At 64.1% G+C, this 14694-nt stretch carries 12 protein-coding genes; 4 read left to right on the top strand and 8 right to left on the bottom strand.

The window, feature by feature from the left end; translation table 11 throughout:
• Positions 1-816 (top strand): gamma-carboxygeranoyl-CoA hydratase, encoded by an 816-nt coding sequence (locus PspTeo4_RS10865; protein WP_322363742.1) that lies wholly within the window; start codon positions 1-3, stop codon positions 814-816.
• Entirely contained in the window at positions 813-2765 is a 1953-nt protein-coding gene (locus PspTeo4_RS10870; protein ID WP_322363743.1) for an acetyl/propionyl/methylcrotonyl-CoA carboxylase subunit alpha, read from the top strand. Before PspTeo4_RS10865 ends, PspTeo4_RS10870 begins: the two co-directional genes overlap by 4 nt.
• Positions 2766-3129: 364 nt before the next feature.
• Here the strand turns inward: PspTeo4_RS10870 and PspTeo4_RS10875 are convergent, their stop codons facing one another.
• Complete coding sequence (locus PspTeo4_RS10875) at positions 3130-3783, bottom strand: XRE family transcriptional regulator (RefSeq protein ID WP_322363744.1); 654 nt, start codon at positions 3781-3783, stop codon at positions 3130-3132.
• A 130-nt stretch (positions 3784-3913) separates the two neighbouring features.
• On the opposite strand from PspTeo4_RS10875, the gene PspTeo4_RS10880 reads away from it, so the two are divergent.
• Both PspTeo4_RS10880 and PspTeo4_RS10885 read left to right on the top strand, forming a co-directional pair.
• A complete protein-coding gene (locus tag PspTeo4_RS10880; protein WP_322363745.1) occupies positions 3914-4225 on the top strand; it encodes a DUF6124 family protein in 312 nt (103 codons plus the stop codon).
• Between the two features lie 438 nt (positions 4226-4663).
• Entirely contained in the window at positions 4664-5179 is a 516-nt protein-coding gene (locus PspTeo4_RS10885) for a DUF4880 domain-containing protein (RefSeq protein ID WP_322363746.1), read from the top strand.
• 81 nt (positions 5180-5260) lie between these two features.
• Here PspTeo4_RS10885 and PspTeo4_RS10890 read toward each other — a convergent pair whose 3' ends face one another.
• The 7 genes from PspTeo4_RS10890 to PspTeo4_RS10920 all read right to left on the bottom strand — a co-directional run bounded on the left by PspTeo4_RS10890 (position 5261) and on the right by PspTeo4_RS10920 (position 14510).
• The gene (locus PspTeo4_RS10890) at positions 5261-6301 is read right to left on the bottom strand and encodes an ABC transporter permease (protein WP_322363747.1); all 1041 of its coding nucleotides are present in this window, start codon (positions 6299-6301) and stop codon (positions 5261-5263) included.
• Positions 6294-7805 carry a sugar ABC transporter ATP-binding protein gene (locus tag PspTeo4_RS10895; RefSeq protein WP_322363748.1) on the bottom strand — a complete coding sequence of 504 codons (1512 nt, stop codon included), beginning with the start codon at positions 7803-7805 and terminating at the stop codon, positions 6294-6296. Before PspTeo4_RS10895 ends, PspTeo4_RS10890 begins: the two co-directional genes overlap by 8 nt.
• Before the next feature lie 56 nt (positions 7806-7861).
• Complete coding sequence (locus PspTeo4_RS10900) at positions 7862-9103, bottom strand: sugar ABC transporter substrate-binding protein (protein WP_322363749.1); 1242 nt, start codon at positions 9101-9103, stop codon at positions 7862-7864.
• A gap of 33 nt (positions 9104-9136) precedes the next feature.
• Complete coding sequence (locus PspTeo4_RS10905) at positions 9137-10645, bottom strand: aldehyde dehydrogenase (RefSeq protein WP_322363751.1); 1509 nt, start codon at positions 10643-10645, stop codon at positions 9137-9139.
• 70 nt (positions 10646-10715) lie between these two features.
• A complete protein-coding gene (locus PspTeo4_RS10910) occupies positions 10716-11990 on the bottom strand; it encodes a carbohydrate porin (protein WP_322363752.1) in 1275 nt (424 codons plus the stop codon).
• 151 nt (positions 11991-12141) lie between these two features.
• On the bottom strand, positions 12142-13314 hold the full coding sequence (locus PspTeo4_RS10915; protein ID WP_322363753.1) for an iron-containing alcohol dehydrogenase: 1173 nt from the start codon (positions 13312-13314) through the stop codon (positions 12142-12144).
• 5 nt (positions 13315-13319) lie between these two features.
• Entirely contained in the window at positions 13320-14510 is a 1191-nt protein-coding gene (locus tag PspTeo4_RS10920) for a glycerol dehydrogenase (RefSeq protein ID WP_322363754.1), read from the bottom strand.
• Positions 14511-14694: the final 184 nt, after the last annotated feature.

The following is a 14694-nucleotide window of genomic DNA, read 5'->3' on the forward strand; positions in this document are numbered from 1 at the left end:
ATGAGCGATTTCAGCACCCTCGAACTGGTCAAGGACCCGCGCGGCTTCGCCACCCTGTGGCTGAGCCGCGCGGACAAGAACAATGCCTTCAACGCGCAGATGATTGGCGAGCTGATCATCGCCCTGGACCAGCTCGGCGAAGACCCGGGCCTGCGTTTCCTGCTGCTGCGCGGTCGTGGCCGGCATTTCAGCGCCGGCGCCGACCTGGCCTGGATGCAACAATCGGCGCAGTTGGACTTCAATGCCAACCTCAACGATGCCCATGAACTGGGCGAACTGATGTATGCCCTGCACCGGCTCAAGGCCCCAACCCTGGCCGTGGTGCAAGGCGCGGCCTTTGGCGGCGCGCTCGGCCTGATCAGCTGCTGCGACATGGCCATCGGCGCCGAAGACGCCCAGCTGTGCCTGTCGGAAGTCCGTATCGGCCTGGCGCCGGGCGTCATCAGCCCGTTCGTGGTCAAGGCCATCGGCGAGCGCGCCGCGCGCCGCTATGCCCTGACCGCCGAGCGCTTCAGTGGCGTACGTGCCCGTGAACTGGGCCTGTTGGCCGAGGTGTACCCGGCGGCCGAGCTTGATCAGCAGGTCGAGGCCTGGGTCGACAACCTGCTGCAGAACAGCCCGCAAGCACTGCGCACCACCAAGGACCTGCTGCAAGAGGTCGACGCTGGCGAGCTCAGCCCTGCCCTGCGTCGCTACTGCGAGAACACCATTGCCCGCATCCGCGTCAGCCCCGAAGGCCAGGAAGGCCTGCGCGCCTTCCTGGAAAAACGCCGACCCGCCTGGCAAACCGACGACAAGAAGGAGTCGCGCCCATGAGCCGCCCCACATTGACCACCCTGCTGGTCGCCAACCGCGGCGAAATCGCCTGCCGGGTGATGCGCACCGCCAAGGCCATGGGCCTGACCACCGTCGCCGTGCACAGCGCCACCGACCGCGACGCCCGCCACAGCCGTGAAGCGGATATCCGCGTCGACCTGGGCGGCACCAAGGCCGCCGAGAGCTACCTGGTGATCGACAAGCTGCTGGCTGCCGCCAAGGCCAGCGGCGCCCAGGCCATCCACCCGGGCTACGGTTTCCTGTCCGAAAACGCCACCTTCGCCCGGGCCATCGAACAAGCCGGGCTGATCTTCCTCGGCCCACCGGCCAGCGCCATCGATGCCATGGGCAGCAAGTCGGCGGCCAAGGCATTGATGGAAGCCGCTGGTGTGCCGCTGGTGCCCGGCTACCATGGCGAAGCCCAGGACCTGGAAACCTTCCGCGCCGCCGCCGAACGCATCGGCTACCCGGTGCTGCTCAAAGCCAGCGCGGGCGGCGGTGGCAAGGGCATGAAAGTGGTCGAGGACGAGAGCCAGCTGGCCGACTCCCTGGCTTCGGCCCAGCGCGAAGCACAATCGTCGTTCGGCGACTCGCGCATGCTGGTTGAAAAGTACGTGCTCAAGCCGCGCCATGTGGAAATCCAGGTGTTCGCCGACCAGCACGGCAACTGCCTGTACTTGAACGAACGTGATTGCTCGATCCAACGTCGCCACCAGAAAGTAGTCGAGGAAGCCCCTGCGCCGGGCCTCTCCCCGCAGCTGCGCCAAGCCATGGGCGAGGCCGCTGTGCGTGCGGCCCAGGCCATCGGCTACGTGGGCGCAGGCACCGTGGAGTTCCTGCTCGATGCCCGTGGCGAGTTCTTCTTCATGGAGATGAACACCCGCCTGCAGGTGGAACACCCGGTCACCGAAGCCATCACCGGCCTGGACCTGGTGGCCTGGCAGATCCGCGTGGCGTGCGGTGAGCCGCTGCCCATCACCCAGGCCGAAGTGCCGCTGGTGGGCCATGCCATCGAAGTGCGCCTGTACGCCGAGGACCCGGCCAACGAGTTCCTGCCGGCCACCGGCACCCTTGCGCTTTACCGCGAGTCGGCACCGGGCGAAGGGCGCCGGGTGGACAGCGGCGTCAGCGAAGGCGATGTGGTTTCGCCGTTCTACGACCCGATGCTGGGCAAGCTGATTGCCTGGGGCCAGGACCGCGAACAGGCGCGCCTGCGTTTGCTGGCGATGCTCGACGAGTTCGCCATCGGCGGCCTGAAAACCAACATCGCCTTCCTGCGGCGCATTCTCGCGCACCCGGCGTTCGCCGAGGCCGAGCTCGATACCGGGTTCATCCCTCGCCATCAAGATGTATTGCTACCTGCGCCACAGCCATTGCCCGCCACGTTCTGGGAAGCTGCGGCCGAGGCCTGGTTGCAAGGCCAGGCGCCGAACGAGCGCGCCGATGATGCCGGTTCGCCCTGGCGTGAACACAACGGCCTGCGCCTGGGGCTGCCGGCCCGCAGCAGCCTGCACCTGGTGAGTGGCGGACAGGACCAGGCCGTCGCCCTGGAGCGCAACGCTGCATCGGCCTGGCAGTTGGATGGCGAGCAGTTGTGCCAAGACCGCGATGGCATGCGCCGCCTGCACCTGGCGGTGCGCAAAGGTGGCACGCTGTACCTGCGCTGGGACGGTGAAGTGCATGCCGTCGAGGCCTTCGACCCGATCGCCGAGGCCGAAGCCAGCCATAGCCACCAAGGTGGTCTGGGTGCACCCATGAACGGCAGCATCGTGCGCGTGCTGGTCGAACCGGGCCAGGTGGTGGAGACAGGCACTGCCCTGGTGGTGCTGGAGGCGATGAAGATGGAACACAGCATCCGCGCCCCGCACGCTGGGACGGTGAAGGCACTGTTCTGTCAGGAAGGGGATATGGTCAGCGAAGGGACCGTGCTGGTCGAGCTGACGGAGTGAAGTAAGGGGTGTTGTAAGCGTTCGCCATTACATTTTTGGCGTTTTCGAGATCGAGCGCCGCCCGCGCGGCGCATCGCGAGCAAGGCTCGCTCCTACGTTTGTTTACGGCCAATAACGCCTGTGACAGGCGCGCGCGACCGCCTTGTGCGTACGACGCGATATCAAGCCATGCGCCAAGGCGTTCGCGCGCAAATTCCACAGGCATAACTGGCCCGAAACAAACGTAGGAGCGAGCCTTGCTCGCGATGCGCCGCGCGGGCGGCGCTCGATTTGCGCCCCACCTCAAAACCCAAGTCAGGCCACTTCTGCAAAATTGCGTAAAGAACCCGAAGTAAGCGCGGACTTCTGTACGCCCCCCGGCAACCTAGAAGGCCCCGTGCACCCGCACGACCACCCCCAGAAACTCGCAGCCGTCTTCGCACAGAACGGTCGGATAACGCGTATTCAGGGGCCTCAACATGCGCTCCCCGCCTTCCTCGATCAATTGTCGGAACACCGGCGAACGCCCCGGCTGGCGCGCAATCACCAACCTGCCAGGCTCTGCCTTCAAGCCCGTATCCACCAGCACGCGCATGCCCTCAGGCACACTCTTGCCACTGGCCGCATTCATCGAATCGTTTTCCACCGCCAGCCAGAACGCATTGCCTGCTGGCATGTAATCCGTCTGCTCGTGGGATTCGCCCGTCTCAGGCAAGGGCCCCTGCAAGTCAGCCCACGTCAGCACCGGAAAGCGAAAGCTTGCATAAAGCAACGCTTCGCCCGACACCGGCTGTTCAACCGCATAGCTCCCAGGGGCTTCACACACAATGTCACGCTCAACCACCATGACTTGCGCTTCCAGAAACACCAGCCCAAGTTTTTCGAGTTTCTCGTTGATGGTTTCCAGCGTCGGCCGCCGCGTGCCACGCAGCCAATGACCCACACCGCCCTGCGTCATGCCCAGGCGTTCGGCCAGCTTGAGCTGGCTGAGGTTGTGTTCGCGCTTGTAGCGCTTGAGAAATGCGTTCCAGTTTTCCATGAGCGGCAACAATACGGACTGTATTATTCGCAGCAATACACAATCTGAATTATTTATTTGAGCATAGCCAATACAGATTGACCTATCCTGTGATTTCAGTGTGTTTGAAGGGAAATCAAAAGGTATCGCGATGAAACCAACGAAAAAAGACGAAACAGATCTCGACAGCGAAGCCGCCCGTCGTGCGCTCGACTACTACCTGAATCCCAACCCCACGCGCCCTAGTGCCCAGAACAAGATCTGGACCTTGCACGAGGGCGTCACGGGCGAACAGGCACAGGAACACGCCATCGCCCTGCTGCGCTGCGCAGCGGCCACGGCTCAGGAAACCGCCCAGCACCAGCAAGGCACCCAGCGGGAGTTGACGTTCGCATTGATGCACATGATGGACATGGCCAGGGCGCTGCTAGAACACAAGCGCGCGGTGCAGACAGGCCTTTAGCCTCGGATGAGGTAGGGAGAAACGTGATAGCCACGTCACGGCAAAGGCCCCGATTGCCGGGACCAGGAGCGCACCGGTAAAACTTTTTTACCGGATAAGTGAAAATTCATTTGACTGGCAAATGATAACGATTATTATTGCACTCAGCTGATCGCGAGATCTGCTGGATAACCTGGAGCTTAGGTCGCTCTCAGATTATCTCCTCATCAGGCTAATCACGGTTTTTGACCCGGCTTTTTGCCGGGTCTTTTTTTTGGCTCTTCAGGCTAATGAAGATCGTTGAATGGCCGGCATGATAGCAAAAATGTTTCAGACCGTGAACGCTCATTACAAAAGTTTGCGGAATCAGCACTTGAGAATCAATCTCGTTTCGAATACTCTGATTTCGCATCAAGGAAGATGCCCCCACCCCTTCCCCTCTTGAGCAAGGAGCCGTCCATGAGCCGTTTGCTGCTGCCCCTTGAACACGGCCCACACGCCGTCGATGCGCCCGCCGACGATGCCCTTCTGCATGGCCTGAAGCGCCTGCCGCGACGCGTGCAACAAGTCTTCCTGCTCAATCGTCTCGACCAGCTCGATTTCGCCGGCATCGCCGCCCGCCTCGGCCTGCCACTGACCAGCGTCGAGCGACACATGAAGCAGGCACTGCAGACCGCACGTCCCCAGGGCGACGAACTGGCAAGCATTGCTGGGCACTGGTATGTGCGCCTGCAGACCCCACAGGTAAGCGCCTGCGAACGCATTGATTTCCGCCGTTGGCTCGACGCCGACCCTGCACATTTGCAGGCCTTCCACGATACCGAACTGTGCTGGCGCAGCCTTTTGGCACCGGCGCGTGAACTCGGGCATGACGGCTGGTATCGGCAAGGTCGCGCGGCGCTCTCGCTGGGCGGGTGTTCGATAGCGCTTGGCCTTGGCGTGGCTGCGTTGCTGCTGTTCGGCTTTGCTGCCTGAGCAGCATCGTCACAGCCCAGACACGCAATCGAACGGGCGTGCTCGCGGCACCCCCGCCTCCGTTCAATTCGCGCCTGCCCCTCAAATACGCGCATCGCGCCGGCCGATGCCCTGCAACAGCACCGCAACCACGATGATCGCGCCCTTGATGACCTGCTGCGGGTAGGCCGGCACGCTGAGCAGGTTCATGATATTGCCGATCAACCCCAGCACCAGGACGCCTACCACGGTGTAAAACAGGCTGCCCTTGCCGCCCGACAACAGCGCCCCGCCAATCACACAGGCGGCGATGGCGTCCAGTTCGAGGGCCAACCCGGCGTTGGGCGTGGCCACCCCGGATCGCGAGGCAATCACCACCCCGGCCAGGGCGCTGAGGCCGCCGCAGAGGGCATAGGCCGCCAGTTTGTAGCGCTCCACGGCAATACCGGCCAGACGCACGGCGGTCTCGTTGCTGCCGCTGGCCACGATCAAACGGCCAAAGGCGTTGTAGCGCAGCACCAGGGCGAACCCGACGACCACCCACAGCGCCAGCCACACCGGCCATGGCACCCCGAACAACGGGTCGGCCAAGCGCCCAAAATCGCGCAACAAGGCGGCAGCGGGCTGGTCATCGGCCAACCGTTGTGGCTGCCCGTTGGACAGCATGAACGCCAGCCCACGTGCCATGGTCATCATCGCCAGGGTGGCAATGAACGGCGCCATGCGCAGGTAGGCAACGAAAGTGCCGGTCACCAGCCCCATGAGTACGCCTGACGCCACTGCGATGGCCAGCGCCAGCAGCAGGCCGCCCGTGCCTGTGACCGGCAGCACGTTCAGGCTCATGGCCACGACGATGCCGCCCACCGCCGCCACGGAAGCCACCGACAGGTCGATGCCAGCGGTGAGGATGACGATGAGCATGCCGATACTCACCAGCATCAGCGGGGTCAGTTGGCGCAGCAGGTTGCCCAGGTTCTGCCAGGTGAAGAAGTCCGCCGACAGGCTGCTGGCCACCACGACCAGCACCAGCAGCATGACCAGTGCGTTATGCCGCAAAAATGCCCGGCGCCAATCCAGACGCCTGTCCTTGCCAGGTTCGCCGGGCAAATTTTCGACCGTGAGCTTACTCAGGTTGTCATGCATGTTGTTCCACTCCCATCGCCAGACAGATCATTGCGTGTTCTTCGATCGCGGCGCCGCGCAGCTCGCCGGCAACAGCGCCATCGCGCATCACCAGGACCCGGTCGCACATGCCGATCAATTCGGTCATTTCCGAGGACACCAGCACGATCGCCACGCCTGCCTCGGCCAGTTCATTGATTACCCGGTAGATCTCGATACGCGCACCGATGTCCACACCCCGGGTCGGCTCGTCGAGAATCAGCACCCTGCAGCCAGCGTCGACCCATTTCATCAGTGCCACCTTCTGCTGGTTGCCACCGGACAGGTCCCCCACCGCCTGTTCGATCGAGCCGGTTTTCAGCCGCAGCTGTCGGCGCAGCGCTTCGACCCCGGCCCGCTCGCGAGCGCCGTCGATCCAGCCGCCACGGCCGATGTAGGGCGAGCCGGGACGCAGCGCGGCGTTGACGCGAATCGACATCTCCAGCAAGACGCCTTGCTGCTTGCGATCTTCGGGCAGCAGGCCGATGCCGTTGCCGATCGCCTCGCGCGGGCTGCGGTTGCGCAATGCCCGGCCATCCAGGCGGATGCTGCCCGCACTGGCCGGGTCGGCGCCAAACAGGGCGCGCATGGTCTCGGTACGCCCGGAACCGACCAAACCGCCAAAACCCAGTACCTCACCCGCCCGCACGGTAAAGCCCACGTCACGCACCAGGGCCCCCGCGCACAACCCCTCCACCTGCAAACGCACCTCACCCAGGCTGGCCTGCCGTGGCGGAAACAGGTCGGACAGCTCACGGCCGATCATCATCCGCACCAGCCCCCGCTGGTCGATGTCCGCCAGGGCTACGGTGCCGACGGTGCGCCCGTCCTTGAGTACGGTGGCGCGGTCGCAGATGCGGAAGATTTCGTCCATGCGGTGTGACACGTAGATGATGCAGACCCCCTTGCGCCGCAGCTCTTCAAGAATGCGGAACAGTTGCTCGGTCTCATGGGCAGTCAGCACTGCGGTCGGTTCGTCGAACACCAGCACCGAAGCGTTGCGCGACAGTGCCTTGGCAATTTCCACCGCTTGCTGGTGGGCGACCGGCAGGTTTCCCACCGGCTGCGCCACGTCGATCTCGCCGAAGCCAAGTTCGGCCAGCACCGCCCGCGCCTTGTCGCGCAGCGCCGTGCGGCGCACCCAGCCACGGCCGTGGCCGAGGTCATCGATACAGATGTTCTCGGCCACCGACAAATGCGGGGCCAGGGCAAACTCCTGGTAGATCACCGATACGCCCAGGCTCAGGGCATCGGCCGGGCGCTCGATGCTCACCGGGCGCTCATCGAGCAGCACTTGGCCGGCATCACGCAGGTAAGCACCCGCCAGCACCTTCATCAGCGTCGATTTACCCGCGCCGTTCTCCCCCATCAGCGCGTGCACCTCACCGCGACGCGCACTGAAACTTGCACCGCTGAGCGCACTGATGCCACCGAAGGCCTTGTGGATGTCACGCAACTCCACGGCGGTCTTGTTGGATGCATTCATGAATAATCCCTCTGCAAGGCGGCGCCCCCTGGACGGGCGGCGCCGCTACGGCTGGCTCAGCGCACAGCGGCCTTGAGCTGCTCGATGGAGCGGAATGGCGGCACCCGGTCGGCGCTGGCGGGGGCGCCTTCCAAAGCAACGAAGTGCTCGACATTGGCCGGGGTGATCAGCTCCACCGGGAAGTACGAAGCCAACGGCAGGTTGTTGGCCTCAAGCCCCTGGTCGACGATCTGGTGAATCAGCTCCACCGCAGCCAGGCCGGTCTGCGAGCCACTGTTGGCGGTGCTGACCATCAGCTTGCCCTGGCGGATCAAGTCGAGGGCGACCTTGAAGCTGCCGGCCCCGGACGCCACCCTTATCTGCTGGGTTTTGCCGGCATTCTCCAAGGCGTTGATGGCCCCGATGGCAATGAAGTCGTTCTCCGCCAGAATCAGGTTCAAACGCTCACCATGGGCCGAGAGGATGTCCTCGGTGGCGGCCAGGCCACCTTCCTCGGTCCAATCGCCGCGCCCCCAGGCCAGTACGTTGAAGCCGCCTTCCGGCCAGTTGAAGCTGCCTTTGGCCTTGACCTGCTGGAACAGCTCGAAGCCCTTGAGCCAGGCATCTTCCTTCGACAACCCCAGCTTGCGCTGCTCAGCACGAGCCTGAACGATCCCGGAAATCATGCCGTTGAGCCGGCTTTCGGAAGTGGAATTGCCCATCACACCAATGACCATGGCGGCGTTGATCTCGCTGCCTGGGTCGGTGTGTTCGACAATGTAGCGCCCCGCCTCCACCCCGCTGCCGTAGGGGTTGCCCGTGCTGGTGGTCACCACCGGTGCACGGGCGTCGGGGGCGGTACCGACGGTGATCACCGGAATCCCGGCGGCCACCGCGCGCTCCACGTCGGCGACGGTACCGAGAATGTCGGTGGGGTCGATAACGATCACATCCACGCCCATGGTGATGAAGTTGTCGACCTGTGCGCTTTGCCGGGCCACGTCGCTGTCAGCCACTTGCACCTGCAGGTCATAACCATAGCGGTCGGCCAGGGTGCGGGCATCATCGATCATCGACACGAACCATGGGTTGCCAAGGGTGATCTCGCTCCAGCCGATGCGCAGGCGTTGGCCCTTCTTCTTCATCGGCAGGGCCTTGTCGATGGCCGCTCGGTCGGGCATCTGCGGGTCGACCAGGCCGGACAGCGCCGTGTTGGGAATCAACTGGTACAGCGGATGACGCGCCTCGGCGTTAGCCGTGCCGGCGAGCAGGCAGGCCAGCGCGGCGGCGCAGAGGCGACGGGCAACAATGTTTTTCATGTTGTTGTTCTCCAGGTTGCCGGGGTGCGGGGGTCAGAGTTCGATCCAGGTGGACTTGAGCTCGGAGTACTTGTCCAGCGCATGCAGCGAGCGGTCACGGCCATTGCCGGACTGCTTGAAGCCGCCGAAGGGCATGCTGATGTCGCCGCCATCGAAGCAGTTGACCCACACGCTGCCCGCCCGCAGGCCGCGCGCCATCTGGTGGGCACGGGACAGGTCACGGGTCCACAGGCTGGCCGCCAGGCCATAGTGTGTGTCGTTGGCAATACGCAGCGCATCGAGGTGGTCGCGGGCGGTGATCACCGACAGCACCGGGCCGAAGATTTCTTCGCGGGCGATGGTCATGTCGTTGCTGACCTCGTCGAAGATGGTGGGCGGCAGGTAGAAGCCCTCCGCGCCCAGGCCATGGCTGACCCGCTCGCCACCGAGAATCAACCGAGCGCCTTCCTGAACACCTTTGTCGATGTAGCCAAGCACCCGTTCAAGCTGGCCATGGTCGACCATCGCCCCCAACTGCGTGGTCGGGTCCAGTGGGTCGCCGGTGGTGATACCACGCGCCACCTTGAGCACTTCGGCGACGAACTCGCCGCGAATGCCAGCCTCGACAATCAGTCGGGACGGCGCCACGCAAACCTCGCCCTGGTTGAAGAACATCGAACGCGCTGCGGTGGTGGCGGCTTTCTCCAGGTCACGGCAGTCGTCGAGGATGATGTTCGGCGTCTTGCCACCGCACTCCAGCCAGACTCGTTTCATGTTGGACTGGCCGGCGTACTGCAGGAACAATTTGCCCACCTCGCCAGAGCCGGTGAACACCAGCGTGTCGACGTCCATGTGCAGGCCCAGCGCCTTGCCGGCAGTGGGCCCGAACCCCGGAAGCACGTTGAACACCCCGGCCGGAATGCCGGCCTCGGCGGCCAGTGCTGCCAGGCGCAAGGCAGTCAACGGCGACTGTTCAGCAGGCTTGAGCACCACCGAGTTGCCCATGGCCAAGGCCGGGGCGACCTTCCACATGGCCATCAACATGGGGAAGTTCCACGGCGTCACCGCGCCAACCACCCCGATGGCTTCACGGGTTACCAGGCCCAGCGCCGAAGGGCCGGAGGGCGCGACTTCGTCGTAAAGCTTGTCGCAGCTTTCGGCGTACCACTGCAGGCAGTCGTGCACGGCATGCACATCGAAGCCTGCGCTTTCGCTGATCGGCTTGCCCATGTCGAGGGTTTCCAGCAGCGCCAGTTCATCCATGTGTTGCTCGAACAGCGCGGCGAAACGCAGCATCACCTGCTTGCGCTCCTTGGGTGTGCGGCGCGACCAGACACCATCGTCGAACGCCCGACGCGCGGCCTTTACCGCCAGGTCAACGTCCTCGGCCTGGCACGAAGCAACCTGGTTCAGCACCCGACCGTCACGAGGCGAGACATTGGCGAAGGTCTGCCCGCTCAGGGCATCGACGAAACGCCCGTCGACGAAGGCCTGGCTCGGCAAGGCGAGCTTGGCTACCTGTTGCTGAACAGCGCTGAGGTCTACAAAGTTGGCAAGGCTCATGAATAGCTCCTTCATACATGATGCATCATTAAAATGACGACACGTCGGCCCGAAGGCACCGGCATCGCCGCTAGAAACTCACCTCGGTCTTCAAGCCCCACACCACCACGCTGCGGTCGTGGTCGAAGCCGCCAGGGTTGCGGGTGTATTGCACGTTCGGCCGCACGGTCAGCGCCGGGGTCAGGCGCACCCCGTAATACACTTCGAGCGGATACTCGACGTCGGCACGCTGGTCGGTGGTGCCGGATTGCTGGGCACGCCGCGCCGAGCGCGGGTTGACTTCAAGGCGCCCAAGCGCCACGCCGATTTCATCCTGCGGGCGAGCGGCGAATGGGCCGCTGATAAATGCCCCCAGGTGCCAGACCCGTTCAATGGCCGAGACATCACGGTCGGACTGGATGAAGTTGGCGAACAGGGTCAGGCCCCGCGCCGGGTCGGCCGCGGCCGAATAGACCCGCTGCTGGGCCATGGCGTACCAGCCGTGGGCCTGGTCGTGATGCTCGGGTGCATTGCCGGTCAGGCCGATCGGCTGTCCATCGACGTCCTGGTAGATATCGTCGAAATCACCGGTGTTGCGCCACACACCCACCCGGTAACTGCCCGGCAACCCGGCCAGCAGCGGTTTCCAGGCCAGCTCGCCGACGGCCAGGTGCCCTGTCGTGCCCGAAGGGCTGCCAAAATTCAGGCCTTGGCTGTTCTCGGTGAAACGCGGGTTGACCTGATAGATCGCAGTGTTCAGCCACCAGTCATCGGCCAGTTGCGCCTGCAACGCCGCTCCCCACTGGCTGACAGGCCAGGTGAACCAGTTGGGGGTGATGTACCCGGGCACCGTGCCGCAGAAGGTCAGGTTCTGGAAGGTGCAGGAAAACGGGAACACTTCCCCGCTCATGGGCAACCTGCCGACCTTGAGCAACAGACGCTCGTCGAGCAGGGCCTGTTGGTAATACAACTGCACCAGCCGCGTGACGCTGCCGTAGCCGTAGATTTCCTGGGCCGCCAGGAGTGTGCCGGTGTTGGCCTCCTGGGTCAGGCTCTGGCCGTTGCGATTGCTGAAGGTGATACGAAACGCCGCGCCTTGCCAGCCGAACAGACGCTGCAGGTCGAAGCGCGCGTCGGCCATCAACTGGTCGCTGTAGGTGCCCTTGTGGCTATCGCCGCCTTGGGTGTTGTAAGCCAGTTCGTTGACGTAGGTGAACTGAAAGTCCACGCCCTGCTCATGCAGGCGGGTGCGCTCACCGCTCCAGTCGCCGAGCAGGAATTGGTCGGGCGAATAACTCTGGGCGTGGGCACAGGGCAAGGCACAGGCGCCCAGCAGGCTGAGCCCAAGCAAAGTGGTTCTTGGCATGTTGAGGTGTTCCCGAAACTGTTTTTTGTGGTTGTTGTTCAGTGATTCGAGGGGCGGATTGGGCTTGCCAGAGGCCGCTGCGCGGGCCATCGCAGGCCCGCAGCTTTCACAGCTTCAACGCTGAACCTGTGAAAGCCACTGGGGCAGCGCGCTACAGGCACTGCCTGACGATTTCGGCTACCTCCTGCTGGTCGCGAATGGGTTTGGGGTGGCAGGCCAGGTCCTGGTTGAAGCTGGTCCACACCAGCTGGGCGAAAGCGTCGACCTGTTCGGGCTTGAGGCCATAGCTGCCGAAGGTGTCGCGAATGCCCAGGCGGGCGAAACGAGCACTGACGATATCGGGCAGGCGGGCGGCGCGCTCGGCCACCGACAGGGCCAGGGTGTCCGGGTCGAGGATCGCGGCGACGCGGGCGAACTTGTCTTCGGCCACCGGCAGGGTCCAGCGGATCACCTGGGGCGTGCTGGCCGCCACGGTGCCGCCGTGCGGCGCATCGGTCATCGCCCCGAGCGGCTGGCCGAGGGCGTGGGACACGGTCACCCCAGCACCGGCAATCGCCATGCCGCCCAGGGTCGAGGCAAAGGCCATGCGCGCCCTCGCCTCCAGGTTGCCCCCCTGCTCGACGCAGCACAGGGCGTTGTCGGCGAACAGGCGGATGGACTCCAGCGCAACCATTTCCACCCAGGGCGTGGCGTGAATGCTGATGAACGCCTCCAGCGCATGGCAGAAGGTGTCGACGGCGGTCAACGCGGTCAGGCGTGGTGGTTTGGACACCAGAACCTGCGGGTCGATCAACGCCACATCGGGGTAGATGTTGGGGTTGACGATGGCGCATTTGAGGCCCAACTCGGGGTTGTTGATGACCGCGAACGGCGTGGCCTCGGTGCCAGTGCCGGAGGTGGTCGGTACCACCAGCAGCGGCAAGCCGCGAGTTTGCGGGCGTGTCACCGCCTCACCCAGGCGCTCGGTGTAGTCCCAGCACTTGCCACCGTGCACGGCGACGAAAGCCACCGCCTTGGCCGAGTCGATGGCGCTGCCGCCGCCAATGGCCACCACGGCCTGGCAGCCGGTGTCGTGCACCAGCGTCACGGCACGGTCGATGGTGGTGTGCCGAGGGTTAGGGACGATGTCATGGAACGTTACCGCTTCGATTCCGTACTCGGCCAGGCTGCCAAGCACCTGCGCCTCCAGCGCACTGCCCTGCAGAAACGGGTCGATCATCAACAGCACTTTGTTGCCATAGGGCGCCACCCGCTCACCCATGCGCCGGATCGCGCCAACCTCGAAATCCAGTTTGACCGGCAGGCTTGCCTGAAATGCTTTCATCCCACTCATCCTCTGCTCGTGGCCGATGCGGGACACTGGCCACCCGATGTGGTCAGGACCGATCCGCCTTTCTTGTAGAATTCGCCCAGGTCGCTGGCCGCCAGCAGGGCAGCCCGCATTTCCCAAGTGGTCACCTCGAAGGGTTCGACACGGCTGGTCTGCTGCGGCGAAGCGGCGACTTCGGCCACCCGCTGCAACTCGTGGTCGCTGATGTCGGCCAGGCCAAGGTCGGCCAGGCACACCGGCAGGCCAACCGCCAGGCACAGGCGCAGCAATGCGTCCAGTTCCTGGGCCGGTGCGCCTTCGAGCACCAGCATCACTACGGTGCCGAAGGCCACATACTCACCATGGAACGCCGTGGCCCGTACGCCCAGTTCGCTGAAGCCGCAATACACGGCATGGGCGCTGGCCACGCCATTGCTTTCGAAACCGATGCCGCTCATCAAGGCGTTGGCCTCGATCACCCGGTTCAAGGCTTTGGTCACCACGTTGCGTTCGCAGGCTCGCACGGCCTGTACTGCGTCCTCGCACAACACGCGGTGGCATAGCTCGGCGATGGCCATGGACGTCAGGGTCGGCTTGCCGCCACCTGCGGTCGATTGCAGGCCGCCGCCCGCCAAGCCAAGGAAGTTGTCGTGCTGGCCTTGCACACAAGTGCGTGCTTCGTAGTAGGTGGCCAGGGCATCGCCGATGCCGGCCACCAGCAGGCGTACCGGCGCCTGGGCAATGACATGGGTGTCGACCACCACCACATCGGGGCTGCGTTCATGGAACAGAACATCATCGAAGCCACCCTCGGCGTGGTAGAGCACCGACAACGCGCTGGTCGGCGCGTCGTTGGAAACAACCGTGGGCACGATGCACAACGGCAGCCGGGCGCGGGCGGCCACCGCCTTGGCGGCGTCGAGCACTTTGCCGCCGCCGACGCCGATCACCCCGTCGCACGCCAACGTCTGCTGCAACTGATGCAGACGCTGGACTTCGGCACGGGTGACCTCACCGTCGAAGACGGCGTAATGCAGGCTCAGGTCGGGGCTGTCGAAACTCAGGGCCAGGGTCTGACGCAGGCTTTCCAGGCGGCCCTGCGTGGTGATCACCAGAAAGCGTTGGCCGAACCAGGCGATATGCCGGTACAGGCGCTGCAGCTCCTGGTAACCCTGAATGTAACGGCCGGGGGCGGCGAAGATCTGGGTCATCCTCGCCTCCGGCAATGGCATGGCAATACGCATAGCACTGCTTGCATGGGAATCATCCTCGCCCTGTGTTCAGGGCTTTTTTTGTTGTTGCTTTCAGGACGGCTCAGCGGGTCGAACAGCTCGGTTCCGCTGCGGAAGCATGATATATCATATTTATTTTTTCTTTGCTAAGCATCCGTTAACA

This window comes from Pseudomonas sp. Teo4, assembly GCF_034387475.1.
In the GTDB taxonomy this organism is placed as follows: Bacteria; Pseudomonadota; Gammaproteobacteria; order Pseudomonadales; family Pseudomonadaceae; genus Aquipseudomonas.

What these genes read in the sequence shown, in the direction of transcription:
- PspTeo4_RS10910 (WP_322363752.1), bottom strand. Translation starts at nt 11,990, where the DNA reads ATGCCAAGAACCACTTTGCTTGGGCTCAGCCTGCTGGGCGCCTGTGCC.
- PspTeo4_RS10875 (WP_322363744.1), bottom strand. Translation starts at nt 3,783, where the DNA reads ATGGAAAACTGGAACGCATTTCTCAAGCGCTACAAGCGCGAACACAAC.
- PspTeo4_RS10885 (WP_322363746.1), top strand. Translation starts at nt 4,664, where the DNA reads ATGAGCCGTTTGCTGCTGCCCCTTGAACACGGCCCACACGCCGTCGAT.
- PspTeo4_RS10920 (WP_322363754.1), bottom strand. Translation starts at nt 14,510, where the DNA reads ATGACCCAGATCTTCGCCGCCCCCGGCCGTTACATTCAGGGTTACCAG.
- PspTeo4_RS10905 (WP_322363751.1), bottom strand. Translation starts at nt 10,645, where the DNA reads ATGAGCCTTGCCAACTTTGTAGACCTCAGCGCTGTTCAGCAACAGGTA.
- PspTeo4_RS10880 (WP_322363745.1), top strand. Translation starts at nt 3,914, where the DNA reads ATGAAACCAACGAAAAAAGACGAAACAGATCTCGACAGCGAAGCCGCC.
- PspTeo4_RS10895 (WP_322363748.1), bottom strand. Translation starts at nt 7,805, where the DNA reads ATGAATGCATCCAACAAGACCGCCGTGGAGTTGCGTGACATCCACAAG.
- PspTeo4_RS10890 (WP_322363747.1), bottom strand. Translation starts at nt 6,301, where the DNA reads ATGCATGACAACCTGAGTAAGCTCACGGTCGAAAATTTGCCCGGCGAA.
- PspTeo4_RS10870 (WP_322363743.1), top strand. Translation starts at nt 813, where the DNA reads ATGAGCCGCCCCACATTGACCACCCTGCTGGTCGCCAACCGCGGCGAA.
- PspTeo4_RS10915 (WP_322363753.1), bottom strand. Translation starts at nt 13,314, where the DNA reads ATGAAAGCATTTCAGGCAAGCCTGCCGGTCAAACTGGATTTCGAGGTT.
- PspTeo4_RS10865 (WP_322363742.1), top strand. Translation starts at nt 1, where the DNA reads ATGAGCGATTTCAGCACCCTCGAACTGGTCAAGGACCCGCGCGGCTTC.
- PspTeo4_RS10900 (WP_322363749.1), bottom strand. Translation starts at nt 9,103, where the DNA reads ATGAAAAACATTGTTGCCCGTCGCCTCTGCGCCGCCGCGCTGGCCTGC.